The organism is Bacillus sp. MYb56 (assembly GCF_002976445.1).
Taxonomy (GTDB): domain Bacteria; phylum Bacillota; class Bacilli; order Bacillales; family Bacillaceae_G; genus Bacillus_A; species Bacillus_A mycoides.
This window is the reverse complement of the sequence record NZ_PCOH01000009.1, coordinates 1-26,383: the sequence shown is the minus strand read 5'-3', so window position 1 is coordinate 26,383 and position 26,383 is coordinate 1. Positions and strand designations below refer to the sequence as shown.

The 26,383-nt window shown below is 36.8% G+C and carries 26 protein-coding genes, 1 pseudogene and 1 other annotated feature; of the genes and pseudogenes, 24 read left to right on the top strand and 3 right to left on the bottom strand.

The window, feature by feature from the left end; all coding sequences use genetic code 11:
• Nucleotides 1-46: 46 nt before the first annotated feature.
• The 20 genes from radC (at nt 47) to pheA (ending at nt 18,716) form a co-directional block, all read left to right on the top strand.
• Nucleotides 47-724, top strand: coding sequence for a DNA repair protein RadC (gene radC, locus CQ058_RS13100; RefSeq protein ID WP_105589745.1), 678 nt, complete (start codon nt 47-49; stop codon nt 722-724).
• Between the two features lie 158 nt (nt 725-882).
• The gene (mreB, locus tag CQ058_RS13095) at nt 883-1,902 is read left to right on the top strand and encodes a cell shape-determining protein MreB (protein WP_002015369.1); all 1,020 of its coding nucleotides are present in this window, start codon (nt 883-885) and stop codon (nt 1,900-1,902) included.
• A gap of 41 nt (nt 1,903-1,943) precedes the next feature.
• The gene (gene mreC / locus CQ058_RS13090; RefSeq protein WP_002190778.1) at nt 1,944-2,795 is read left to right on the top strand and encodes a rod shape-determining protein MreC; all 852 of its coding nucleotides are present in this window, start codon (nt 1,944-1,946) and stop codon (nt 2,793-2,795) included.
• 14 nt (nt 2,796-2,809) lie between these two features.
• Nucleotides 2,810-3,355: a rod shape-determining protein MreD gene (gene mreD, locus CQ058_RS13085; protein ID WP_002015371.1), complete on the top strand. Its 546-nt coding sequence runs from the start codon at nt 2,810-2,812 to the stop codon at nt 3,353-3,355.
• A gap of 35 nt (nt 3,356-3,390) precedes the next feature.
• On the top strand, nt 3,391-4,077 hold the full coding sequence (gene minC, locus CQ058_RS13080; protein WP_002015372.1) for a septum site-determining protein MinC: 687 nt from the start codon (nt 3,391-3,393) through the stop codon (nt 4,075-4,077).
• 2 nt (nt 4,078-4,079) lie between these two features.
• Complete coding sequence (gene minD, locus CQ058_RS13075; RefSeq protein WP_000503308.1) at nt 4,080-4,877, top strand: septum site-determining protein MinD; 798 nt, start codon at nt 4,080-4,082, stop codon at nt 4,875-4,877.
• A 133-nt stretch (nt 4,878-5,010) separates the two neighbouring features.
• Nucleotides 5,011-5,757, top strand: a complete 747-nt coding sequence (locus CQ058_RS13070; protein WP_105589744.1) for a M23 family metallopeptidase — start codon at nt 5,011-5,013, stop codon at nt 5,755-5,757.
• The gene (locus tag CQ058_RS13065) at nt 5,750-6,610 is read left to right on the top strand and encodes a M50 family metallopeptidase (protein WP_002088816.1); all 861 of its coding nucleotides are present in this window, start codon (nt 5,750-5,752) and stop codon (nt 6,608-6,610) included. The genes CQ058_RS13070 and CQ058_RS13065 overlap by 8 nt, the downstream gene beginning before the upstream one ends.
• A gap of 42 nt (nt 6,611-6,652) precedes the next feature.
• Nucleotides 6,653-8,062, top strand: coding sequence for an Rne/Rng family ribonuclease (locus CQ058_RS13060; protein WP_002034148.1), 1,410 nt, complete (start codon nt 6,653-6,655; stop codon nt 8,060-8,062).
• Nucleotides 8,063-8,139: 77 nt separating this feature from the next.
• Nucleotides 8,140-8,218: a sequence feature (ribosomal protein L21 leader region), on the top strand.
• Nucleotides 8,219-8,232: 14 nt separating this feature from the next.
• On the top strand, nt 8,233-8,541 hold the full coding sequence (gene rplU, locus CQ058_RS13055; RefSeq protein ID WP_000270907.1) for a 50S ribosomal protein L21: 309 nt from the start codon (nt 8,233-8,235) through the stop codon (nt 8,539-8,541).
• Nucleotides 8,542-8,552: 11 nt separating this feature from the next.
• Nucleotides 8,553-8,897 (top strand): ribosomal-processing cysteine protease Prp, encoded by a 345-nt coding sequence (locus CQ058_RS13050; RefSeq protein WP_002192468.1) that lies wholly within the window; start codon nt 8,553-8,555, stop codon nt 8,895-8,897.
• Nucleotides 8,898-8,900: 3 nt separating this feature from the next.
• A complete protein-coding gene (rpmA, locus tag CQ058_RS13045; protein ID WP_000944957.1) occupies nt 8,901-9,191 on the top strand; it encodes a 50S ribosomal protein L27 in 291 nt (96 codons plus the stop codon).
• A gap of 63 nt (nt 9,192-9,254) precedes the next feature.
• Nucleotides 9,255-9,803: a sporulation initiation phosphotransferase B gene (locus CQ058_RS13040; RefSeq protein WP_002015377.1), complete on the top strand. Its 549-nt coding sequence runs from the start codon at nt 9,255-9,257 to the stop codon at nt 9,801-9,803.
• Nucleotides 9,803-11,086: a GTPase ObgE gene (gene obgE, locus CQ058_RS13035; protein WP_002015378.1), complete on the top strand. Its 1,284-nt coding sequence runs from the start codon at nt 9,803-9,805 to the stop codon at nt 11,084-11,086. The genes CQ058_RS13040 and obgE overlap by 1 nt, the downstream gene beginning before the upstream one ends.
• Before the next feature lie 171 nt (nt 11,087-11,257).
• Nucleotides 11,258-11,965, top strand: a complete 708-nt coding sequence (locus CQ058_RS13030) for a response regulator transcription factor (protein WP_002192469.1) — start codon at nt 11,258-11,260, stop codon at nt 11,963-11,965.
• On the top strand, nt 11,955-13,037 hold the full coding sequence (locus CQ058_RS13025) for a HAMP domain-containing histidine kinase (protein WP_002192470.1): 1,083 nt from the start codon (nt 11,955-11,957) through the stop codon (nt 13,035-13,037). Before CQ058_RS13030 ends, CQ058_RS13025 begins: the two co-directional genes overlap by 11 nt.
• Before the next feature lie 93 nt (nt 13,038-13,130).
• Nucleotides 13,131-13,907, top strand: coding sequence for an ABC transporter ATP-binding protein (locus CQ058_RS13020; RefSeq protein ID WP_000114530.1), 777 nt, complete (start codon nt 13,131-13,133; stop codon nt 13,905-13,907).
• Entirely contained in the window at nt 13,882-15,804 is a 1,923-nt protein-coding gene (locus tag CQ058_RS13015) for an ABC transporter permease (RefSeq protein WP_002192471.1), read from the top strand. The genes CQ058_RS13020 and CQ058_RS13015 overlap by 26 nt, the downstream gene beginning before the upstream one ends.
• Nucleotides 15,805-15,853: 49 nt before the next feature.
• A complete protein-coding gene (locus tag CQ058_RS13010; protein WP_002192472.1) occupies nt 15,854-17,767 on the top strand; it encodes an ABC transporter permease in 1,914 nt (637 codons plus the stop codon).
• A gap of 97 nt (nt 17,768-17,864) precedes the next feature.
• A complete protein-coding gene (pheA, locus tag CQ058_RS13005) occupies nt 17,865-18,716 on the top strand; it encodes a prephenate dehydratase (RefSeq protein ID WP_002192473.1) in 852 nt (283 codons plus the stop codon).
• A 112-nt stretch (nt 18,717-18,828) separates the two neighbouring features.
• Here pheA and CQ058_RS13000 read toward each other — a convergent pair whose 3' ends face one another.
• From CQ058_RS13000 to CQ058_RS12990, 3 genes are all read right to left on the bottom strand, one after another.
• Nucleotides 18,829-19,476, bottom strand: a complete 648-nt coding sequence (locus tag CQ058_RS13000) for an MOSC domain-containing protein (RefSeq protein WP_002088802.1) — start codon at nt 19,474-19,476, stop codon at nt 18,829-18,831.
• A gap of 84 nt (nt 19,477-19,560) precedes the next feature.
• Nucleotides 19,561-20,103 (bottom strand): transcription repressor NadR, encoded by a 543-nt coding sequence (locus tag CQ058_RS12995; protein ID WP_002034157.1) that lies wholly within the window; start codon nt 20,101-20,103, stop codon nt 19,561-19,563.
• On the bottom strand, nt 20,103-21,245 hold the full coding sequence (locus tag CQ058_RS12990) for an IscS subfamily cysteine desulfurase (RefSeq protein WP_002192474.1): 1,143 nt from the start codon (nt 21,243-21,245) through the stop codon (nt 20,103-20,105). Before CQ058_RS12990 ends, CQ058_RS12995 begins: the two co-directional genes overlap by 1 nt.
• Nucleotides 21,246-21,398: 153 nt before the next feature.
• Here CQ058_RS12990 and nadB point away from each other — a divergent pair, with 153 nt between their 5' ends.
• From nadB to exsA, 4 genes and pseudogenes are all read left to right on the top strand, one after another.
• On the top strand, nt 21,399-22,928 hold the full coding sequence (gene nadB / locus CQ058_RS12985) for an L-aspartate oxidase (RefSeq protein ID WP_002067402.1): 1,530 nt from the start codon (nt 21,399-21,401) through the stop codon (nt 22,926-22,928).
• A gap of 19 nt (nt 22,929-22,947) precedes the next feature.
• Complete coding sequence (gene nadC, locus CQ058_RS12980) at nt 22,948-23,781, top strand: carboxylating nicotinate-nucleotide diphosphorylase (RefSeq protein ID WP_002034160.1); 834 nt, start codon at nt 22,948-22,950, stop codon at nt 23,779-23,781.
• A 30-nt stretch (nt 23,782-23,811) separates the two neighbouring features.
• Nucleotides 23,812-24,918: a quinolinate synthase NadA gene (nadA, locus tag CQ058_RS12975; protein ID WP_002192476.1), complete on the top strand. Its 1,107-nt coding sequence runs from the start codon at nt 23,812-23,814 to the stop codon at nt 24,916-24,918.
• Nucleotides 24,919-25,142: 224 nt separating this feature from the next.
• Nucleotides 25,143-26,383: pseudogene (gene exsA / locus CQ058_RS12970) on the top strand (spore coat assembly protein ExsA); the annotation flags it as partial.

Genomic DNA, 26,383 nt, shown 5'->3' with positions numbered 1-26,383 from the left:
GCATGAGGTTTTCTTTAGGAGAAATCGTAAAAAAAGGGGTGGAGAGATGAACGGTATTCGTGATGTTGTGAGAGAAGAACAGCCACGGGAGCGTTTATTGTTAGAAGGAGCAGGAAGTTTATCGAATCGAGAACTTCTTGCAGTTTTACTCAGAACGGGTTCTAAAGAAGAAACGGTGTTAACGTTATCAGATAATATTCTCCATCATTTTGACGGCTTACGAATGTTAAAGGATGCAACGTTAGAAGAGATGATGAGTATTCATGGTGTTGGGATTGCAAAGGCGTCGCAGCTTATGGCTGCTTTTGAATTAGGTAGAAGAATGGTACGTTTAGAATATCAAAATAGATATAGTATTCGAAGTCCAGAAGATTGTGCGAGTTATATGATGGAAGAGATGCGTTTTTTGCAACAGGAGCATTTTGTTTGTTTATATTTGAATACGAAAAATCAAGTTATACATAGGCAAACTATTTTTATTGGAAGTTTAAATACGTCGATTGTGCACCCAAGGGAAGTTTTTAAAGAAGCGTTCCGTCGGTCAGCAGCCTCTATTATATGTCTTCATAACCATCCCTCAGGAGATCCGGCGCCGAGCCGTGAAGATATTGAAGTTACAAAACGATTAGTAGAATGTGGTCGAATTATCGGAATTGAAGTACTTGATCATATCATAATAGGTGACCATAAATTCGTGAGTTTAAAGGAAAAAGGTCATATTTAAGACTATTCTTTTTACTTATTTTGTTTTATAATGTGATTTATGAGTTTTTTGTAGAAAATTATCTACAAAAAGGATGCAGATATAAAAAAACGTACTGTTTTTATAAATATAAAGTAAGAAAAATGAGTCCGTGAAAATAAGAAGGGAAGATAAATGATATGTTTGGATTTGGTGGATTTACTCGCGATCTTGGAATAGACTTAGGAACAGCGAATACGCTTGTATATGTGAAAGGGAAAGGTGTAGTTTTACGTGAACCTTCAGTAGTAGCATTACAAACTGATACGAAACAAATCGTTGCGGTAGGTAGCGATGCAAAACAAATGATTGGTCGTACACCAGGAAACGTAGTGGCACTTCGTCCTATGAAAGATGGTGTAATTGCTGATTACGAAACAACAGCAATTATGATGAAATACTACATTCAACAAGCTCAAAAATCAAATGGATTCTTCTCACGTAAACCATACGTAATGGTATGTGTACCATCTGGTATTACAGCTGTAGAAAGACGTGCAGTAATCGATGCGACTCGTCAAGCTGGTGCTCGTGATGCTTATCCAATCGAAGAGCCATTTGCAGCAGCAATTGGTGCAAACTTACCTGTTTGGGAGCCGACTGGTAGTATGGTTGTTGATATCGGTGGTGGTACAACAGAAGTTGCAATTATTTCTTTAGGTGGTATTGTAACAAGTCAATCAGTTCGTGTTGCTGGTGATGATATGGACGATTCAATCATTCAGTACATTAAGAAAAGCTACAACTTAATGATCGGTGAAAGAACAGCAGAAGCACTAAAATTAGAAATCGGTTCTGCAGGCGAGCCAGAAGGTATCGAGCCTATGGAAATTCGCGGGCGTGATTTAGTAAGTGGTTTACCGAAAACAGTACTAATTCAACCAGAAGAAATTGCAGATGCATTAAAAGATACAGTAGATGCAATTGTAGAATCAGTTAAAAATACGTTAGAAAAAACTCCACCTGAATTAGCAGCGGATATTATGGACCGTGGTATCGTATTAACGGGTGGCGGGGCATTACTACGTAACTTAGATAAAGTTATTAGTGAAGAAACAAATATGCCAGTTCTTGTTGCAGAGGATCCATTAGATTGCGTAGCAATTGGAACGGGTAAAGCATTAGACAATATCGACCTTTTCAAAACTGCTGCTCGATAATATTGCAAAATAAAAATCAATGAAATTAAGAGGGTGTGAACGTGCCACAGTTTTTCTTAAACAAAAGATTAATTGTTTTGTTAGTTAGTATTATTCTTCTCGTGGCATTGATTGGAATCTCATTGAAAGAACGGAACAGTTTATCATGGCCAGAGCAGTTTATAAAAGATACTGTCGGTGTTGTAGAACGTGTATTCCAAAAGCCAGCGAATTATGTTGCCGGATTCTTCGAGAACGTAGAAGATGTAAAGCGCACGTATGAAGAGAATAAAAAGCTGAAAGCAAAATTAGATTCTACCGCAGATTTATCTGCAGTAGTGAAAAATTTAGACGATGAGAATAAAAAACTACGAGAATTAACTGGTAAAGAAAAGTCCCGTGGTGATTATACGGAAGTACAAGCTAGTGTGGTTTCTCGTAATCCCGATAAATGGTACGATTTAGTTGGAATTGATAAAGGAGCACAGCAAGGGATCAAAAAAGATATGGCTGTTGTAACTCCGAAAGGTTTAGTTGGACGCGTAAAAAGTGTATCTCAGTTTACATCTTCAGTAGAGTTGTTAAGTTCGATGAGCCGAACAAACCGTGTTTCTGCTATTGTACAAGGAGAAGAAAATATCTTTGGATTAATTGAAGGTTACGATAAAGAAAAACAACTACTTCTTTTCACAAAGATTAGCTCTGATGCAGAGGTGAAAAAAGATCAACTAGTTGTAACATCTGGACTTGGTGATATCTTCCCTAAAGGTCTTGCGATTGGGAAAATTGTTGATGTTCAGCCAGATCCATACGGTTTAACAAAAACGGCTTATGTAAAACCATCCGCTGATTTGAATGATGTAGAGCATATTATAGTTGCAAAACGTGATATGCCTACAGCGTCGTTAGAATAGGAGGGAGAGAAGAGATGATGACGATTTTAAAAAGAGCAGCTCTTCCTCTTTTGCTCCTTTTTGTTTTTTTATTTGAAAATATGTTCTCTACTGTTGTTCCAACAGACGTCTTTTGGAAAGGCAGTATAGCAGCACCGCATTTCTTTATAATTGTGTTATGTTTTATTACAGTGTACTATAGTCCGGTTCAAGGGATTTACTACGGACTATTATTTGGTTTCTTATTTGATACCGTATACACGGAACTTGTCGGTATATATATATTTGCTTATCCGATTTTAGCTTATTTAGTTTATAGTGTGATGAAAGTATTACAATTGAATTTATTTATTGTCGCTTCTATCGTACTGGCTGGCATTGCAGCATTAGAGTATTATGTGTATGGGTTTTTAACTTTGTTAGGACGTACTCACATGTCAGCATCTGTCTTTTTCACAGATCGTCTCCTTGCTACTTTATTGCTAAATGGAATTTTCTTATTAATAGTTTGTTTCCCACTGAGACGATATTTAGTGCGTCTTTCAAAAGCGATAGAAGAAAAAGAAAAAAGGATTTTCTAATTTTATGTCGAATTGAATCGGTGGGGTGAACTTTAGTGGAAGAAAAAAAGCAACAAAATGTAACGATAAAAGGGACAAAAGATGGAATAACACTTCATTTAGATGATTGCTGTTCATTCTCTGAGCTACTAAAAGAATTGGATGAAAAGCTTTCTACACATTACTATGAGAGTGACGGACGTTCTTTAATTGAAGTGCGTGTTAAAGTAGGAAATCGCTATTTAACAGAAGTACAACAAGAAGAGATTCGTACGTTAATTCGCAATAAGAAGAACCTTGTTGTAGAATCAATCGAAAGTGATGTTATAACAAAAGCAGAAGCAATAGCTTGGAAAGAAGAAACAGAAATTGTCCCTATTTCCAAAATTGTTCGCTCTGGACAAGTGTTACATGTAAAAGGCAATTTATTATTAATTGGAGATGTTAATCCAGGCGGAACGGTTATCGCTGGGGGGAATATTTTTGTCTTGGGATCATTAAGAGGAATTGCACATGCGGGGTATGATGGAGATTCAGAAGCTGTTATTGCTGCATCTATTATGAACCCTATGCAACTCCGAATTAGTGATGTGACAATGCGGGCTCCGGAAGAGAAAGAAGACGGAGCAGAGGCGGCAGAATGTGCGTACATTAATGAGAACAATCACATTGTTGTCGATCGCCTGCAACTTCTCACTCATCTTAGACCTAATTTAACAAAGTTAGAAAGGGGAATTGTATAGCTGTGGGAGAGGCAATAGTAATTACATCTGGAAAAGGCGGAGTAGGTAAAACTACAACGTCTGCGAACATTGGTACAGCCCTTGCGTTATCTGGAAAAAAAGTGTGTTTAATTGATACAGATATCGGTTTACGCAATTTAGACGTAGTAATGGGGCTAGAAAATCGTATTGTATTTGATCTTGTTGATGTCGTTGAAGGGCGTTGTCGTTTACCTCAGGCTCTTATTAAAGATAAGCGTTTTGATGATCTTTATTTATTACCTGCAGCACAAACGAGCGATAAGTCGGCGGTAACACCTGAACAAATGGATGAATTAATACAAGTATTACGTCAAGATTATGATTACATATTAATTGATTGTCCTGCGGGGATTGAGCAGGGGTTTAAAAATGCAGTAGCAGGTGCGGATAAAGCAATCGTTGTAACAACACCAGAAGTATCCTCAATGCGTGATGCGGATCGTATTATCGGGCTTTTAGAGAAAGAGGATATTGAACCACCGAAACTTGTCATTAACCGTGTGCGTAGTCATATGCTTCATGAACAGGATATGTTAGACGTTGATGAAATCGTACGTACACTGTCAATCGAGCTTCTTGGAGTTGTCGAGGATGATGATGAAGTTATTCGTGCTACGAATACAGGTGAACCTGTAGCGCTGCAACCTAGCGGGAAAGCAGCAATAGCTTATCGTAATATTGCAAGACGCTTGTTAGGTGAGAATGTACCATTACAAGCATTTGAACAAGAAAAAGTATCGGTATTTACAAAGATGAAAAATTTCTTTGGAATCCGTTAAAAGCACTTCGCATAAATGCGGAGTGCTTTCTTTTTTCTTCGCATGAATATCTTCCTTCTATAACTCATACATATGTACAAACTGTATATAACTGTTTCTATTTGAATAAGGCTAACGAAAGAAAGGAGACAGTATGAAGAATAGACGTGTGGAAGAAATTAAAAAGCGGATTGCGAAAAGGAAAGCAGAGCAAGAATTGCTAGAAGAAGAGCAGTATTTTGCGGGAGGAGATTTTGATAGCGAAACGGTCTTTATTGAAGAGGGGGAGAAGGAAATTCATCCTCTATTTCGAAAAGAAGTTTTTCTCTTCAAAGTTTTGCTATCAGCAATATTAGTTCTTTCGGTTGCTATTTTATTTAAGAACGCACCTTCTTCTTTTGATGGTACTAGAGCTGTTACAGAAAAAGTTATGCAAGAAGAATTTCAATTTGCTACTATATCAAAATGGTATGAAAATCAGTTTGGAAAACCTCTCGTGTTCTTTTCTCCAAATGAGAAAAAAGAAGAGGCTATTCAGCAAAAGGATTATGCGATTCCTGCCTCTGGAAAGGTGATGCAAGGATTTCAAAAAAACGGCCAGGGTGTATTTGTTCAAACGGCTACAAATGCAACGGTGGAGTCAGTAAATGAAGGTATAGTTGTTTTTGCGGGCAAGAAAGAGGAACTTGGAAATACAGTTCAAATTCAGCACGCTGATGGTACGGAGTCATGGTATGCAAATTTAAATGATATGTCAGTAAAATTATATGATTACGTTTCAAAGAAACAAAAAATTGGAATAGTGAGTAATGATGAAAATAATAAAAATGGCAAATTTTATTTTGCAATAAAAAAGAATGAAAAATTTATTGATCCAGTTCAGGTGATTTCATTTGATTAAATATAGGGATGTTTTCACGAAAATTTCTGTGCATCCGTTGTTTTGGGTTATTATTGTCATTGGTATTTTTACAGCACGTTTTAAAGAGTTACTATTACTATTTTGTATCGTTTTAGTTCATGAACTTGGGCATGCTTTTGCCGCAGCGTATTATAATTGGCGTATTAAACAAATTCAGCTTTTGCCGTTTGGTGGTGTAGTTGAGATGGAAGAACATGGGAACAAATCGTTAAAAGAAGAATTAATTGTCGTTATGGCGGGGCCAATTCAGCATATATGGATGATTGCAGTCGCTTACATTTTGTATAAAGCGGGCTGGGTAACTGACGATTTGTACCATTTCTTTGTATGGAATAATGTCATTATTTTAGGGTTTAATTTATTGCCTATTTGGCCACTTGATGGTGGAAAAGTATTATTTAATGTATTATCATATCGTTTTCCCTATTTACAAGCACATGAAAAGATGATGAAATTGTCATGTGTTTTTTTTAGTGTAATATTAGGATGGCAGTTACTTTGGAATAGTAATAACATTATGATGTGGGTATTACTCGTTTTTCTAGCGATTTCTTTATATCAAGAATGGAAACAAAGACGGTACGCATTTATGCGTTTTTTATTAGAGCGTTATTATGGGAATAAAAGAGATATTGAAAAAATAGCACCTATTGAGGTGAAAACGGAAGATCATTTATATACGATTTTCACAAAATTTCGCAGAGGATATAAACACTCTATTATCGTCCATGGAAAATATAAAGAGCATTACACATTGGACGAAAATGAATTGTTGTATGCGTATTTTGCTGAAAAACGAACAACCTCATCTGTTGAAGAATTAATTGGTTAGTGTTGACGACGACACTAACCTTTTATATTGTAAGGAAAAGAAATGAAAAGTGAGGAAAGAATTTTGAAGACGTTATATATTAACTACACTGGTTCGGAAAAGCGTGTTGCGATAGAAGAGAAACAAAAAATTGTAGAGCTTTTATGGAAACGGAATGAAGAGCAGGAGATTGTCGGACATATTTATGTTGGGCGTATCGTAAGAACAATTGCTGGAATGAACGCAGCCTTTGTAAATATCGGATTAGAAAAACATGCATATCTTTCATTTGATGATGTACCATCTTCATATCGCATACATGAAGGACAGGCGATACTTGTACAAGTTGTGAAAGAGGCAATTGATACGAAGGGGCCAAAATTAACGGCGAAGATAGAATTTACCGGGAAATATGTCGTTTACATGCCCTATGATGAAATGCGCGCTGTTTCTCGGAAAATAAAAAATAATAAAAGAAGACAACAGTTACTGGGAATTGAAGTAGAAGGAACAGGTGGATACATTTTCCGTTCTGCTTCTGAAAAAGGAACGATCGATGAAATACAAGCTGAAATGCAAGGATTGCAGCAGTTATATGAAGAGTTAAAAAGAAAAGAAGATCAAGGGAAGGCGCCCTTACTACTTCATCAACCAGCGACGTTTTTAGATCGTGTATTTCAGGAGAACCCAATTGAAACAATTGAAAAAATAGTTGTAGATACGAGAAGTATAGTAAAAGAATTAGAAGAAAAAGTAGGGAAAGAAAGAGTATCCTTTTATAATGAAAAATCTTCGATGTTTAACCATTTTGGAATAGATCGTGAAATCGAGAAAGCACTTCAAAAAATTGTGTGGCTACCAAATGGTGCCTATCTAATTGTAGAACAAATGGAGACGATGACTGTAATTGATGTGAATACAGGTAAATTTACTGGAAAACAAAATTTACAAGATACCGTATTTCGCACAAATGAAATGGCTGCTGAAGAGATTGCTCGTCAATTAAGACTTCGTGATATTGGCGGGATGATATTAATTGATTTTATTAATATGAAAAGACGGGAAGATAAAGAGAAGGTAAGAGAGCGTTTAATGATAGCTTTACAAGATGATCGCACATATACAAGAGTGCTTGGGTTTACAGAGTTAGGTATTTTAGAGATGACGCGTAAGCGCAAGAAACATTCGTTACGTGACGTATTATTAGAAGAGTGTGCGCCTTGTAAAGCGACAGGTTACGTTATATCTAATGAAACAATTGCGTATGAGCTAGAGAGAGAGCTTATTACTTATGGTAATATAGAGGATGAAGCTGTATTGATTGGTGCTTCAAAAAAAGTACAAAAACATTTTTCACAAAAAGAATTACAAAAAAATATTCCATTTGAAATTTATTTCAAAGATGATATTATCGAAAAGTACGCTATTATCCGTTTTGGAAGTAAGAAAGAAATTGTAGAACGGAAAAAATAGTTAGCAGAACATTCATTGACAATAGTCAATGAGTCATGGTAATATTTTTATGTTATAGTTTATAGCACCTAAACTGCTATATGCTACAACCGCACAAGACAGGTTCCCTAAAGACATTTTATGTCTACCTCGTTTTTGGCGAGTCTTAGTAATTAAGAGGAGGTGCAAGTATGTACGCAATTATCGAAACAGGTGGAAAACAAATTAAAGTTGAAGCTGGTCAAGCAATCTACATTGAAAAATTAGATGTTGAAGCTGGTGAAACTGTTACTTTTGACAAAGTTCTTTTCGTTGGTGGCGAAAACGTGAAAGTTGGTAGCCCAGTTGTAGAGGGTGCAACAGTTACTGCGAAAGTTGAAAAACAAGGTCGCGCTAAGAAAATCATCGTTTTCAAATACAAAGCGAAAAAGAACAATCGTAAGAAACAAGGTCATCGTCAACCTTACACTAAGCTAGTAGTTGAAGCTATCAACGCTTAATTCTGGTTAAGATGATTAAGATTACGATAAGTCGCACGAAATTAGGAAGTATCCGATCATTTAAAATGACTGGACATGCCAATTATGCGCCACATGGACAAGATCTTGTCTGTGCTGGAACTACAGCGGTTGTGTTTGGTTCTATAAATGCAGTGGAAGAACTTTGTAATGTGCAGGCAACTATTGAACTCGGAAGTGATGGCGGATTCTTGACGTATGAATTGCCTAATGATTTAGACCTTCATACAGCAGAAAAAGCACAAATACTTTTAGAAGGATTGGTTGTTTCACTTAAGACGATTGAACTTGATTACGGAAAGTATATCCGTTTAATAGAAAAAGTGCAGGAGGTGTAACGTATGTTAAGATTAGATCTTCAGTTTTTCGCATCTAAGAAAGGTGTAGGTAGTACAAAGAACGGTCGTGACTCTCAGTCAAAACGTCTTGGTGCTAAACGCGCAGATGGTCAAACGGTTTCAGGTGGTTCAATTCTTTACCGTCAACGCGGTACAAAAATTTATCCAGGTGTTAACGTTGGTCGTGGTGGCGATGACACTTTATACGCGAAAGTTGACGGCGTAGTACGCTTTGAGCGTCTTGGTCGTGACCGCAAACAAGTGAGCGTATATCCTGTTGCTCAAGAAGCATAAGAACTCACGGAAAACTCTAACCTGAGTGCAGGTTAGAGTTTTTCTATATTAAGGGGTATCTAAATGAATGAAAAATGGACAATTATAGATGCGTTGAGCCACTCGAGACATGATTGGCTCAATCGTTTGCAGATGGTTAAAGGAAATCTTTCCCTTGGAAAAGTGGAAGAGATTCATAGGCTCATCGATCGTTTTGTCCAAGAAGCGAGACAAGAATCCAATCTGATGGGGCTATCAATGCCTTTATTTTCAGAGTGGATTTTAACATATAATTGGAAACAGCAACCGTGCTTATTGGAGTACGAAGTATTAGGGAAATTACATAACTTATCTCATCTAGATGAGACTGTATGTACATGGACGAATCAGTTTTTCTTAATGCTTCAGCATAGTTTAGACGTATATGTTGAAAATTATGTTTGTATCACAATTGAAAGTGACGCGGAGAATGCTCGTTTCTTTTTTGATTTTCGTGGAAAGCTAACGAATGTAGAAGAACTACAAACGTGGCTTGCGAACGAAAACAATAAATGGTATTCCATTTCTTATACAGTACGAGACGAAGAAGTCTCAGTTATATTACAACTAATCGAAAAAAGTGTGGTGAAATAATGTTTGTAGATCAGGTCAAGATATATGTAAAAGGCGGCGACGGTGGTAACGGAATGGTTGCGTATCGTCGTGAGAAGTATGTACCTAAAGGTGGCCCAGCAGGTGGCGACGGTGGTAAAGGTGCAGATGTTGTTTTTGTTGTTGAGGAAGGCTTACGTACATTAATGGACTTCCGCTACCAACGTCATTTCAAAGCTGATCGCGGTCAGCACGGAATGAGTAAAGGTCAGCACGGTCGTAAATCTGAAGATTTAATCGTAAAGGTTCCACCAGGAACAATAGTGAAAGATGAAAAAACAGGTGAAATTCTTGCCGATTTAGTAACGCATGAACAAACAGCTGTAATCGCAAGAGGTGGCCGTGGTGGCCGTGGTAATTCACGTTTCGCAACAGCGACGAACCCAGCGCCAGAAATCGCTGAGAACGGGGAACCAGGTCAAGAACGTGATGTCACGCTAGAACTTAAAGTGCTAGCAGATGTTGGACTTGTTGGATTCCCAAGTGTAGGTAAATCTACATTATTATCTGTTGTATCATCAGCGCGTCCGAAAATTGCAGAATATCACTTTACAACAATCGTTCCGAATCTTGGTGTTGTTGAAACTGGTGATAACCGCAGCTTCGTTATGGCTGACCTTCCTGGACTAATTGAAGGCGCACACTCCGGCGTTGGACTTGGACACCAATTCTTACGTCATATCGAACGTACACGTGTAATTGTACACGTTATCGATATGTCTGGTTTAGAAGGACGTGAGCCATATGAAGATTATGTCACAATCAATAATGAACTAAAAGAATACAATATGCGTTTAACTGAGCGTCCACAAGTTGTTGTTGCAAACAAAATGGATATGCCAGATGCAGAAGAAAACTTACAAGCATTTAAAGAGAAATTGGGAGACGAAGTGAAAATTTTCCCAATCTCAGCTGTAACGAAACAAGGTGTTCGTGACTTACTATTTGAAGTAGCGAACTTATTAGAAACAACACCAGAATTCCCAATGTACGATGATGTAGAAGAATCTGAAGCAAGTGTAATGTACAAATTTGAATCTGAATCTAATTTTGAAATTACACGCGAAAGTGATGGCACATTTGTTATTTCTGGTTATGACATTGAGAAAACATTCAAGATGACAGACTTCTCACGTGATGAATCTGTACGCCGATTTGCTCGTCAAATGCGTGGAATGGGTATTGATGAAGCCCTTCGTGCACGTGGTGCAACAGACGGAGATATTGTGAAAATTCTTGAATATCAATTTGAATTTATCGATTAAGACTGCCGAAATATGGCGGTCTTTTTTTTCGTTATTTGAGTCCAGTGAAAACCCAATTCATATAGGTGAACCATAAGTCGATATAGGAAAAAATCCCCATTGATTAAAGTTTCAATTTATAATAGAAAAAGGAGTGATTTTAGAAGAATATTTTATGGGGAGAAAAGGAATATGTATAAAATATTAATTGTAGAAGATGATGAAAAAATTGCAGAGATATTAGAGGAGCATTTAGAAAGGTATGGATATCAATCTTTCAGAGTGAGCGATTTACGGCATATAAAAGATGAGTTTGTAAAAGTAAGTCCTCATCTTGTGTTACTTGATATTAATTTACCATACTTTGATGGCTTCTACTGGTGCCGCCAAATCCGCACTGTATCGAATGCGCCGATTATTTTTGTTTCTGCAAGAACAGGGGAAATGGATCAAGTAATGGCGATTGAAAATGGCGGAGATGATTACATTACAAAGCCATTCCATTTAGATATCGTAATGGCAAAGGTGAAAAGTGCACTCCGCCGCGGGTATGGTGAGTATGCTTTGGCCGCGGAAAGTGACTGCTTAGGTGTTAATGGATTGTTATTATTCCCATCACAGCACACAGTAGAGTGGAAAGGTCAACAAACGGAACTTACAAAAAATGAGTTTTATTTATTAGAATGTTTAATGAAACAATCAAATCAATACGTGACACGTGAAGAGCTGTTAGAGGCTTTATGGGATGAAGTAGCTTTTGTTGATGATAATACATTAACCGTGAATGTAAAGCGTGTAAGGAAGAAACTTGAGGAGTTAGGCATTAAAAATGCAATTGTCACAAAGCGTGGGTACGGTTATGCTCTTCTTACTGAGTGGGGCGAAGGGCATGAAGATTAAAAGCTACCTCATAGACCGTTTTTCCTTAATCCTTTCTTATATTATAAGCCTTTGTTTATTTGGGCTCGTATTGCAGTTGCAAAGCCTTTTAGAAAAGCGTTCGCTGGACTGGAGTACATGGCTATACGGACTGTTATTAGGGACAGTTGTGTTTAGTGTATACCTTATTTACGATTACCGAAAACGAAGTGTGTTTTTAAAGAGAATAGAACAGTATATTGCCGGTGGACATACATTACATGACTCTTTACTTATCGATACTTCTTATACGTCAGAGCAAGAACTGGTTGTTGAAGCGTTTACGCTATTAAGGCAGCAATATATGAATGAAGTTCATAAACAGCATGCAAAAGAGCAACAGCAAATGATTTTTATGAATCAATGGATCCATCAAATGAAAACACCAGTATCCGTTATTGAATTATTGTTACAGAAATATGGTAAGGAACACCGTGAAGCAAGGGGAACGATTGAAAGTATTCGTGAAGAAAATAACCGTATTTTAAATGGGTTAGATTTAGCGTTACATATGGCAAGGTTAGATCAGTTTTCGAAAGATTATAAAGTAGAAGTAGTAAATGTTATAGAGGTCATTCGAGATATTATTAATGAAAATCGAAAGTCGTTCATTCAATCTTCTGTATTTCCGAAAATGATGTTTGAAGAAGAGACTTGTATGATTGCGTCTGATAGAAAGTGGCTTAGTATCGCGATGAGCCAAATTGTTGTGAATGCAATTAAGTATACAAAAATTTCAGAAGCAGGGAAAAAAGAAATTCAATTTCAAATTGAAGAGAAAGATCAAAAGGTGCTATTACATATTAAGGACAATGGAATCGGTATTCCAGAGCAAGATGTAAAGCGTATATTTGATCCGTTCTTTACGGGAATAAACGGCCGTAAAACAAGGGAAGCGACAGGTATGGGTTTATATATTACGAAGGAAATCTGCGGTAATTTACATCATGGAGTGTATGTACAATCAACTGAAGGGGAAGGAACAACAGTTACGTTCCAATTTGCAAAAGATGAAGAATATCATACATTAATGAGAAAAATGACAAAACTGTAAGATAACAAAACGTTTTGTAAGGGAAATCACTCGTTTCTTTTTCTTATTTTTCTTATAGTAAATGTAAGAAGAAAACACGTAGGGGGATTAGAAATGAGTGTTCTTGAAGTAAAAGGGTTAACAAAGGTGTACCAATCAAAAGGTTCAGTAGCGACGACTGCTTTAAATGATATAAATTTTAAAATTGAAGAAGGCGAGTTTGTAGGGATTATGGGGCCTTCAGGAAGCGGAAAAACAACGCTTTTAAATTTATTAGCAACAATTGATAAGCAAACTTCAGGTCATGTGCTTGTAAATGGTGAAGAAATTAATCAAATGCGTGCTGCAAAATTAGCGGAGTTTCGTCGTACACATTTAGGATTCATCTTCCAGGATTTTAACTTACTTGATACGTTATCGATTAAAGAAAATATCATTTTACCACTTGTAATGGCGAAGAAATCTGTAAATGAAATCGATGCGAAAGTGCTTGAGATTGCAAAGTTTTTAAACATCGAAGAAATTTTAAATAAAAAAGTATATGAAGTGTCAGGCGGACAACAACAACGTGCAGCAGCAGCGAGAGCAATCATTCATGAACCTACGCTAATTTTAGCGGATGAGCCAACTGGAAACTTAGATTCGAAGTCAGCAAAATCATTAATGAGCGCGTTGCAAGATTTACATGAACAAAAGAAAGTGACAATTGCAATGGTAACGCATGATCCAGTAGCGGCGAGTTATTGCGAACGTATTCTTTTCATTCGCGACGGAGAAATTTTCTCAGAAATACATAAGGGAAGAACGAAACAAGCCTTTTTCCAAGAAATTCTGGATGTACTTGCGATGCTAGGAGGAGAATATCATGAACTTTCGCCAGCTCGCGCTTAATAACGTAAAAGGAAATTGGCGTAATTATAAAGCGTTTCTTATTAGTAGCTGTTTATCGATTGTCGTATTTTTCATGTATGCTTCCTTCATTTATCATCCAGATGTCGTAAGCGGTAATATTAGTATGAGGGATATGATCTCAAAAGGGCTAGAATCGATGAATTATATTGTAGTCATCTTCTCAGCACTCTTTATTTTATATGCAAATTCAACATTTTTACGAGCAAGAAAAAAAGAGTTTGGTCTATTAACATTAATAGGCGGAACAAAATCTCAACTTGGCCGAATGATTATATTAGAACAGCTTATGTTAGGTAGTATTGCAATTGTAGTAGGTATTGGGCTTGGCATGCTTTGTTCAAAATTATTTTTCCAAGCATTAAGCGTAATATTGAAAATAGATAAAACACTTCCACTCGTATGGAATAGTAAAGCAATTCTTATTACAGCTGGTGTATACTTTATTCTATTTTTAATCCTATCATTGTTTAGTGTTTGGACAGTAGGGCGCTTGCAAATTATTGATTTATTAAGAGAAGCAAGAAAACAAAAAGTAGGACCTTTTGCATTTACATCGTTATGTGTAGTTGGTATAGGATGTATTATTGTTGCATATGTACTTAGCTTCCAAGTGACATTTATGAATTTTATCATACTGTTTTTACCGATTGTAGGGCTGACGATAGGCGGAACTTATTTACTGTTTACACAAGGTAGTACAGTCGTATTAAAAGCACTGCAAAAAAGAAAAAGATCTTTTTATACATATCCAAACATGTTCGTACTTAGCAATCTTATTTATAAAATGAAAGATAATGCTCGTTTTCTATTTGTAATTTCTATCATTACGGCGGTTGTATCTTCGGCAGTTGGTACACTGTACGTATTTTTTGAGGATATGAGTTATAAGGCAGTAACTAGTACCCCGCATGCTATTTCGTATGAGGAAAAAGGCATTCATACGCATAATGTCATAAAAGAAGGGAAAACAAAAGAATTAATAAAAAAACATGGATTTGAAGAAGCGCGAGAAGTAACGTATGTAAAACTTCCTGGAACTCAAAAAATCACGATGTTTAACAGTGAACATGAAGTACCGATGGCGATTGTTTCAGAAAAAGAATATAATGCTGAAGCACGTAAACAAAAGAGGGAGCAAGTTAGAGAAGTTCATAATGCACCAGGTAGTGCAACGATGGTCATAATGGATATGGCGAAAGATATGATGAAGGTAGATCTTGCAAAACCATATGAATTTAAAATTAACGGACAAACGCAGTCTGTTCAATTAAATGAGCCAACTCCATTTTCTGTTTTTAATGATAGTGAATATCTCATTGTGAATGATCAAGATTTTGAGAAATACGCAAAGCTCGTACCAGATGAAGAAAAGACGAAATATTACGGTTATTATATAGAAGACTGGAAAAGTACGGAAGACCTTGTGTTAGATTTGAAAAAGGAAGTTGCACCAGATAAGCAAGAGGAATTAAATAACTCGGTGCTCGCTTATAAAAATATAAGAGAATCAGGAGCAATTACGATGTTTATCGGTTTCTTTGTAGCTGTACTGTTCTTCTTCTTCGCTTGTAGTATGACATACTTTAAATGGTTTAACGATAAAGAACAAGATCGTATTCAATTTAAATCGTTAAAGAGAATCGGTATGACAGATAAAGAAATTCGTAAAATTGCAATTCGACAAATGGGTGTTATCTTCTTTATCCCAATTTTAATCGGTACAATTCATAGTGGGTTTGCTCTTCATACGTTAGGGAAAATGCTTTATATCGATTTATGGAAATCAGGTGCGATTGTAATTGGAGCATATATTTTAGCTTCTGCCATTTACTTTATGATCGCGCAAAGAGGATATTTAAAACACGTGAAAAGCTAGGGAAACCTCTAGCTTTTTGCCTATGTAGTAAGGTACAGGAGGACGATAGATGAACATTCGGCAACTGGCGCTACAAAATATAAAGGGAAATTGGCGTAATTATAAAGTGTTTTTCTTAAGTAGTTGTTTTGCCATATTTGCTTCTTATGCATACATGTCTGTCATTGTACATCCGTATATGCAAGAGACGATGTGGTATCAAAATGTACGCTGGGGACTTATCATATGTAACGTTATAATTATTTCTTTTTTCGTCATATTTATTTTGTACTCTACTTCTATTTTCATAGAAGCACGTAAGAAAGAATTAGGGTTATATATGTTAATGGGAGCGACGAAGTCTAACGTAATAGGAGTGATTATGACCGAGCAAATATTGATCGGAATTTTCGCTAATATTTTCGGTATCGGGCTTGGCATGATTTTTTTAAAACTCTTTTTTATGGTGTTTAGCATGTTACTTCGCCTTCCGAAAGAACTCCCTGTCATATTTGACATGAGAGCGATTGGTGTAACGTTTGTTATATATATGCTCGTCTTTGTTCTGTTATCTTTTATAAGTGCTTTACGTATATGGAATATAAAAATCATACGGTTATTAAAAGAATTTCGAACAGATAAACGAGAGAGGAAAACATCAAAGTGGCTTTGTTTATTCGGCTTTGTTTGTTTAGGAACGGGATATGCGCTAGCGCTACAAGTGACGATGCCAACGATAGCATTATACTTTTTCCCTGTGTCTATACTTATTTTTTTTGGAACGTATTTTTCTTTTACACATGCTGTTAGCCAATTGTTAGAAGTGATAAAACGAAATAAAAAGATTATGTATACATATCCGTATTTATTTATAGTGAATCAATTGTCACATCGAATGAAGGAAAATAGTCGCTTTTTCTTTCTGTTGTCTATGGCAACAACGTTTGTCGTTACGGCGACAGGTACGGTGTTCTTATATTTTTCTAGCATGCAAGATATGTGGCGTGGCGGAGGAGTACACTCATTTTCATACATAGAAAAAGGTACTTCTGCTCATGAAGTTTTCGAGAAAGACAAGGTTGAAAACTTATTACATCAATATGGATATGATAATTTTCAATATATGAGTTTTGTTGGAGTGTATGCATCCTTTCAGTCCAATAAGGGAGAAACAGAGGTAGCACCGCTTATAAAGGAAAGTGAATACAATCAAGAGGCAAGAAAACAAAAACAGAAAATGTATTATCCTAAAAAAGGAACAGTTACACTTGTCTATTATAATAAACGCAATTATCCAAATGTATATAATCAAAAAGAGATTCAATTGCAAGTAATGAATCAAGCGTATCCATTCGCATTTAACGGTCAGAAAGAAGGGGTACAATTTAACTATCACCGTTCATACATTAATGGTCTGTTTTTTGTCATGAATGATGAAGATTTTAACAGTATAGCAAATACAATTCCGGATTCTGAAAAAATGGTATATAGAGGTTACACATTACCAAATATCGAAAATACGAAGGAATTAAACGAAGCTTTACGGAAACATATGAAACAAGATGCAAATGATGCATTTCGAAGTAATATGGAGTTATATGTGAATATGAAAGAAGGCGGTGATATTACTCTATTTGTAGGCTCATTCATTAGTATATTATTCTTCCTTACTTCATGTAGTATCGTATATTTTAAATGGTTTCATAATATTGCATCGGATCGTAAACAGTACGGGGCACTCTCTAAACTTGGGATGACGAAGGAAGAAGTTTGGAAGATTTCCCGTTGGCAATTGTGTATGCTATTTTTTGCGCCAATTATAGTAGGAAGTATGCATAGTGCAGTTGCGTTATATACGTTTCATAATACTCTCTTTATGGACGGTTCATTAAGAAAAGTAGGTTTGTTTATTCTGTTTTATATCGCTGCATGTATCATTTATTTCTTCTTCGCTCAAAGAGAATACAAGAAACATTTAGACTAGCGAATGCTAGTCTTTTTTAAATATTCGAAATTTACATAGAAGAATATAAAAAAGTATGGTATAACAGTAAGAAAACGAAAGAGAGAGGGAAAAGACGATGATTCGAGTAGGATATTTAGGACCAGAGGCAACATTTACAAATATGGCGGTGAGTCGTTTTTTTCCGGAAGCAGAGCATGTACCGTATCGAACGATTCCAGATTGTATTGATGCAGCCGCAAATGAAAACGTAGATTTCGCAGTTGTACCGTTAGAGAACGCCATAGAAGGTTCAGTTAATATAACGGTTGATTATCTCGTACATGAGCAGCCACTTTCCATTGTAGGAGAAATTACAGTGCCAATTCAGCAACATTTACTCGTACACCCGCAGTACGAAGGAGTGTGGAAAGAAGTATACGCTGTACATTCTCATCCGCATGCCATTGCACAGTGCCATAAATTTTTAAATGAGGAATTAAAAGGGGTAACCGTTCGCGATATGACATCAACAAGCGCTGCTGCACAATATGTGAAAGAACATCCTGAAGAAAAAATTGCAGCTATTGCAAATGAAGCAGCGGCAGAAAAATACGGATTAACAATTGTAAGGCGTGATATTCATACGCATAAAAACAATCATACACGTTTCCTTGTTCTCCATAAGAAAAAGAAAGCAGTACTCCCAAATAACGGAGAAAACCGAGGAGAGAAAACGACGCTTATGATAACGTTACCCGCTGATTACGCAGGGGCACTATATCAAGTGTTATCAGCTTTCGCATGGAGAAAATTAAACTTATCAAAAATCGAATCTCGCCCGATGAAAACAGGTCTTGGAAATTACTTTTTCTTAATCGACGTAGATAAAGCATATGATGACGTATTATTGCCAGGCGTAATGATGGAACTTGAAGCACTCGGTTTTTCTGTTACAGTGCTGGGGAGTTATTCTTCTTATTGGTTGTAAGAGAGGTGGATGAACTGTCGATATTTCCCTTCTAATCGCTGATATAATTTTATCGGATAATACATTTTGTGATAGATAAATAGAATCCCACCTATAAATGGTGGGATTCTATTTATTTTAACTTCGCAAGACGATCCTCTAACTGACCACGCCAAATCTCGGCTAGTTCTGGAACAGCAAGAACCTTCTCAATGCCATCTTTATCTTTCCTATTATGAAAATAAATTTCGTTAGAGAACAAAACAGATACATTGTTTGATGGACGCTCTAATAATGTAATTTTAGAATCTTGACGTACAGTACCTTCTTGAAGAACGCGGCATAAATAACCAGTATACCCAGTTGCTACAATGCGTGGCAAAATGCCAGGAATACCGAGACGTTTTGAAATTGTGCTACAAGGTACTCTCGCTTGTGTAACTTGAATGATTGCTTCGCCTAGTTGATATGTATCTCCGATGCATACATCACGCTCTAACATATTTGTTACGGTAATGTTTTCGCCAAATGTGGAAGCTGGAAGTGTAGTTTGAAATTCCTCTTCCCATAGTGCGTAATGCTCGTGTGGGTACACACAAACTGCGCGATCAGGTCCCCCGTGGTGTTTTAAATCCGCTACATCATCACCACGGAATCCGTCTTTTGAGAGGAAGGCCTCTTCTGTAGGATCTTTACATATACCTGTTATCATTTCTTTATCTTCGCCATATTTCATTTGTTTCGGTTTACCAGTGCTAAAGTGAACGAGTTCAATTCCCATAGTGGATCTCCTTTACAATTGATTTCAATATTATATCACTAAAAAAGCACAGAGAATGATGAAAAACTCTGTGCTGTACATTAATTAATAAACGAGAAATCCAGCTCGATCTAGTGCCTCACAGGCAGCATCTAATTTCTCTTTAGAATCTGCTTCGATTGTATGTAAGTGAATACCATCTGTTAGTTGCGAAAGATAGGAAGCGTTTGTGTTTTCGATTTTTTGTAAATATTGTTCTACATCGAAGCGATTACTTACCATAATCGATGCTGTTAAGTCGCCGTATACAGGATGCTCAACTTTTACGTCTTTAATCGTAACGCCGTGGTCAACTAACATAGTAAGTTCTTGACGTACTTCTGCCGGTTTATGTTGGCATACGATTACGCGTTCGAAAGCTTGTTGTCTTGTTTGTGGCTTTAAATATAAATATCCTTGTGCAGTCGCAATAATTGGTTCATTTCGTGCTTTTAGTAAGGAAATGTCTTGAACGATAACTTGCCTACTTACGTTTGTCTTTTTAGATAGTTCATTCCCTGATAACGGTTCATTTGCAGCAAGAAGCCACTCAAGGATGAGTTGTCGTCTTTCTTCGCCTAAAATCTTTTTTTGATCATTTTGTTTCATTATGATTTAACACCTCTATAAAATTGATTTCCAATTGTGTGTAGTGCATGAATAGTTGTATCAATTTGTTCTTTCGTTGTGTGATGTCCGAAAGAAAAGCGGACATATTGTTTTGCCTCTTCATACGTTTTTCCAATTGCAAGCATTGTTTTTGAAGGGTCTTGTTTACCTACTTGGCAAGCACTTCCAGTTGAAATGGCTATACCATGACGGTTACATTCTAACATTGTATACTGACCTTCTATTCCTTTTATTGTAACCCCAATAATATGTGGTAAACAAGAAGTAGAATGTCCTTTCACTTCAATTTCTAGAGGAAGTGTTTGTAATTGCTCTAAAAAATAAGATCGTAATTGTTGAAAACGAAAGCTCTCTTCTTTTTGATTCTTTAATATATGCTCTGCGGCTGTTAAAAAAGCAGCGATTCCAGGAACGTTCACTGTACCAGGGCGAAAGCCTTTTTCATGAGAAGTTCCCGGAAATACTTGTTCCCAGCGAACTTGCGGATTTATATAGCAAGCTCCAACTCCTTTTGGTCCGTATATTTTATGGGCTGAAACAGAAAGACTATCAATCTCCATCGCTTTAACGTCTATTGGAAGTTTACCAAACGTTTGAACACAATCCGAATGAAATAAAACATTATATTTTTTTAAAAGTGCTCCGATCTCTGCAATGTTTTGAACGGTCCCGATTTCAGAGTTTCCGTGCTGTATACTTGCTAGAGCAGTATCTTCTGTAATAGCTGCTTCTAAATCTACTAAATGAATTATCCCACTTTTATCAACAGGAATCTCAGTAATAGTATAACCTTGCGATTGTAAGGATTGAAAATAACTTCGAATCGATGCGTGTTCCATAGGTGTCGTAATAATGTGCTTTCCATTTCTAGCATTTAGAAGGGATTGAATCGCAAGGTAGTTAGATTCTGAACCGCCGCTTGTAAAGAATACACCTTGTTCCTTACCCCCAATCATTTCTGCAAATGTTTCTCTACAAACTTGTAATAAAGATGATGCACTTCCGCCGATATCGTGTAAACTTTGTTCATTTCCGAAATATGTTTTTGCCGCTGCTATATATGTTTCTAAAGCTTCTTCGCTCATAGGTGTTGTCGCTGCATAATCTAGATATATCATCATGTAATTTCCTCTCTTCAGTAAGAGTGACATTTGTTTTCGTTTTTAGAATGGTAGTGAAAATAAGAATTGTAAAAAAACTCTTGTCATTATTTTAAAACTATGTAAATATAGGTGTCAAGACAGTTGGAAAGTGTAAAGTGGGAGGCAACAATTATGCCAAGTGCAGATGTCTTGATTATTGGAAGTGGCGTTGCGGCGCTTCGTGTTGCGAAAGAGCTTTGTCACGAAAAGAATGTGATAATTATCACAAAAAAAACAGGACGTAATAATAATACACATTTAGCTCAAGGAGGAATTGCAGCAGCTGTTGCTACATATGACGATCCGAGTGGGCATTTTGAAGATACATTAGTGGCAGGTTGCCATTATAACAACGAAGAAGCAGTTCGTTATTTAGTTGAAGAGGGACCGAAAGAAATAAGTAAGCTTATTACGAATGGAATGAAATTTGATGGGGATGAAAAAGGGATCCACCTTGGTAAAGAAGGGGCGCATCGAAAACGGCGCATTTTACATGCCGGAGGAGATGCAACTGGTAAAAATCTATTAGAGCATTTAATACAAGAAGTAGTTCCGAACGTTACTGTCGTTGAGCATGAAATGGTGCTCGATTTCATTATAGAAAATAATAAATGCATAGGAGCTTTAACGCGAAATAGTGAAGGGAAGCTGAAGCGTTACTATGCTGATAATACGGTGTTAGCATCAGGAGGAATAGGTGGTTTGTACGCCTTTACATCGAATGATGAGACAATTACAGGCGATGGACTTGCGATGATATATCGAGCTGGGGGGGAACTTGTTGATTTAGAATTTGTACAATTTCATCCGACGATGTTATACGTGGACGGGCGATGTTGTGGTCTCGTTTCTGAAGCAGTCCGTGGTGAAGGAGCTGTCCTTATAAATGGAAAAGGACAGCGTTTTATGATGGATATACATCCCGGGAAAGATCTCGCACCGCGTGATGTAGTGGCAAGGGCAATTCATGAACAACTTCTTGCAGGTGAAAAAGTGTACTTAAACATCGAAACCATTCAAAACTTTGAACAACGTTTTCCGACCGTCTCATCATTATGTAAAAAGAATGGTATTGATTTAAAAGAAAATTCTATTCCGGTCGTACCGGGCGCTCATTTTCATATGGGCGGCGTGAAGACGAATTGTGACGGAGAGACGTCCATTTCAAACTTATATGCGGTCGGTGAAGTGGCTTGTAATGGAGTTCATGGTGCGAATAGATTGGCGAGTAATTCATTATTAGAAGGTCTTGTGTTTGGAAGACGAATAGGAAAACACATTTTAGCTAAGCCAGCAGAGGAAAGAAAAAATGTGCCGGAAGAGAGAGGGAAAAGTTTTATAGCTCTTAATGATTTACCGTTGAAAGAAGAAATACAAGAATGCATGATGAAATATGTTGGGATTGTGCGAACTGAGAAAAATTTATCATATGCTCAGAGATGGTTTAGTAGGTACGGTGTGCGAAATATGATCTTACAATATGATGCACTTACAAATGAAGAGATAACGCTTATTAATATGTTAACAGTTTGTGAGCTTATAACAGTATCAGCTTTGCAAAGAGAAGACAGTATTGGTGGTCATTATCGCATTGATTATCCAGAAAGAAATAGCGTGAAAAAAGAGATTATCCGAGTGAGAAGAAAACTACAACTTGTTTAATAAGGGGAAGAGGGGTTTTATGAATACGTTAAAAGTTAAGGAAGCATTAAATCGATTTTTTCTAGAAGATATAGGAGAAAGAGATGTAACATCTCAGCTTATCTTTCCCGATAATGCACTTGCGAAAGGAACGTTTCTTGTAAAGGATACAGGGGTATTTGCAGGGTGCTTAGTAATTGAAGAAGGATTTAAATTAATTGATCAGAGAATTGGAGTTGAACTTCATAAAAAAGATGGGGATCTTGTAGAAAAAGGCGAAATAATTGCAACCGTGCAAGGCCCAATCGCATCATTATTAACGGCAGAGCGCGTTATATTAAACGTTATTCAGCGTATGAGCGGGATAGCGACGATGACACGTAAGGCGGTTTTTGCTTTAGATAGCAGTCATACACGCATTTGTGATACGAGAAAAACGATGCCAGGACTACGTATGTTTGATAAATATGCTGTAGTATGCGGGGGCGGATTTAACCACAGATTCGGTTTATATGATGGTGTCATGATTAAAGACAATCATATTGCTTTTGCTGGCTCGATTACAAAAGCTGTTACATCGGTGAAAGAAAGATTGGGACATATGGTGAAAGTAGAAGTCGAAACAGAGACAGAGGCGCAAGTAAGAGAAGCAGTAGAGGCCGGCGCAGATGTTATTATGTTCGATAATCGTACGCCAGAAGAGATTCGTGAGTTTTCAAAAATTGTACCAAGTGCCATCGTTACGGAGGCTTCAGGTGGTATTACAATTGAAGATTTATCAAAATACGGAAAAACAGGGGTAGATTATATTTCACTTGGAGCGTTAACACATTCAGTGAAAGCACTTGATATTAGTTTTAATATTGAGGCCTAATGAGAGTGGTTTAGAGGGGGAGAATCATAAATGGGTATTTTAGAGAAAGTTCAGCCAATCGAAGTAATGTTACCAGAGCGTTATCAAACGATGTCTATATTAGAGATGGAAGAGCGTGTCCGTGAAATTAAAGAAAAAATGGGGGCATTACTATTTATTCCAGGACATCATTATCAAAAAGATGAAGTGGTGCAATTTTCAGATGCAGCAGGGGACTCACTTCAACTCGCACAAGTTGCAGCGAATAATAAAGAGGCGAAATATATTGTGTTTTGTGGTGTGCACTTTATGGCAGAAACGGCAGATATGTTAACGACAGATGATCAAATTGTCATCTTACCAGATATGCGTGCCGGCTGTTCTATGGCAGATATGGCAGATATTGAACAAACAGAAAGAGCGTGGAAAGAGCTCGCGAAATTATTTGGGGATACGATGATTCCATTAACGTATGTAAATTCAACAGCTGCGATCAAAGCGTTTTGTGGTCGTAATGGAGGGGCAACAGTAACCTCTTCTAATGCAAAACAAATGGTGTCTTGGGCGTTTACACAAAAAGAGCGTCTCGTCTTTTTACCAGACCAACATTTAGGAAGAAATACAGCGTATGATTTAGGTATTCCGTTAGAAAAAATGGCAGTGTGGAACCCGCATACAGATTCATTAGAGTACGATGGAGATATAGAAGAAATTCAAGTGATTTTATGGAAAGGCCATTGTTCTGTTCATCAAAACTTCACTGTGAAAAATATTGAAAATGTGCGAAAAAATCATCCGGATATGAATATTATTGTTCACCCTGAATGTTGTTATGAAGTGGTTGCTGCTTCTGATTATGCAGGATCAACGAAATATATTATTGATATGATTGAAGCAGCTCCGGCGGGAAGTAAGTGGGCGATTGGTACAGAGATGAATTTAGTGAACCGAATTATTCAGCAACATCCAGATAAAGAAATTATTTCGCTAAATCCGTTTATGTGTCCTTGCTTAACGATGAACCGAATTGACTTACCTCACCTGTTATGGGCACTTGAGAACATAGAAAGAGGAGAACAAATTAACGTTATTCGTGTAGAGAAACAAGTAACAGAAGAGGCAGTTCTTGCATTAAATCGTATGTTAGAGCGCGTTTAAAGCAGCGGGATTTCCGTTGCTTTTTTTCGTACATATAATCATAACAAGGATGAAATAGGCATACATTGTGTTGAGGAAATCATTGCGGTTTTTCTATGCTTATTCCACTTCGAATCATATTGAAAATAGAAGAAGTGATAAAAGTAAAAGAAGTTAATGTTGTTTAGAAAGTGTTACTTCAAAGTGTTTTTACTTATAGATAAGTTATACAGGAGGGGGAAAATTTGAAAATTCATATCGTGCAAAAAGGGGAGACCCTTTGGAAAATTGCAAAAAAGTACGGAGTGGATTTTGAAACGCTAAAAAAAACAAATACACAGCTTAGCAATCCAGACCTAATTATGCCAGGGATGAAAATTAAAGTGCCATCGCATAGCGTTCATGTGAAACAACAAACTGGATCGGGTTCAGCGCCCCCGAAACAATATGTAAAAGAGGTGCAGCAAAAAGAGTTTGCATCAACACCAACGCCACTTGCAATAGAAGATGAAGATGAGATCACGTATCAATCAACACCTATTACACAACAACCAGCTATGCAACAAACGCAAAAAGAAATGCAGATAAAACCGCAAAAAGAAATACAGGTGAAGCCGCAAAAGGAAGTGCAAGTGAAGCCACAAAAAGAAGTGCAAAAAGAAATTCCGATTCAAAAAGAGAAGCCAGTTGAAAAGCCGCCTGTCATTCAAAAACCACCTGTTGTAGAGAAAGTAGAAAAACTAAAACCTACTACGAAAGAAAACACTAAATTTTCTATCAATGTATTACCGCAGCCGCCGCAACCACCAATTAAAGCGAAAAAAGAATATAAAATTTCAGACGTAATAAAAAAGGGAAGCGAGTTAATTGCTCCTCAAATTAATAAAATGAAACCTAACAATGTCATTTCTCCGCAAACGAAAAAAGACAATATAGGAAACATAGTGTCACCGCAAGTGAAAAAAGACAATATAGGGAATATAGTGTCACCGCAAGTGAAGAAAGAAAATGTAGGGAATATAGTGTCGCCGCAAGTGAAGAAAGAGAATGTAGGGAATATAGTGTCGCCGCAAGTGAAGAAAGAAAATGTAGGGAATATAGTGTCGCCACAAGTGAAGAAAGACAATATAGGAAGCATAGTCTCACCAAACGTATCAAAAGAAAGTGTTATTATCCCGCAAGTAATACCGCCTAATATTCAAGTGCCGAATATAATGCCAATAATGGATAACAATCAACCACCAAATATAATGCCAATAATGGATAACAATCAACCACCAAATATAATGCCAATAATGGATAACAATCAACCACCAAATATAATGCCAATAATGGATAACAATCAACCACCAAATATAATGCCAATAATGGATAACAATCAACCACCAAATATAATGCCAATAATGGATAACAATCAACCACCAAATATGATGCCGATAATGGATAACAACCAAATGCCAAACATGATGCCGATAATGGATAACAA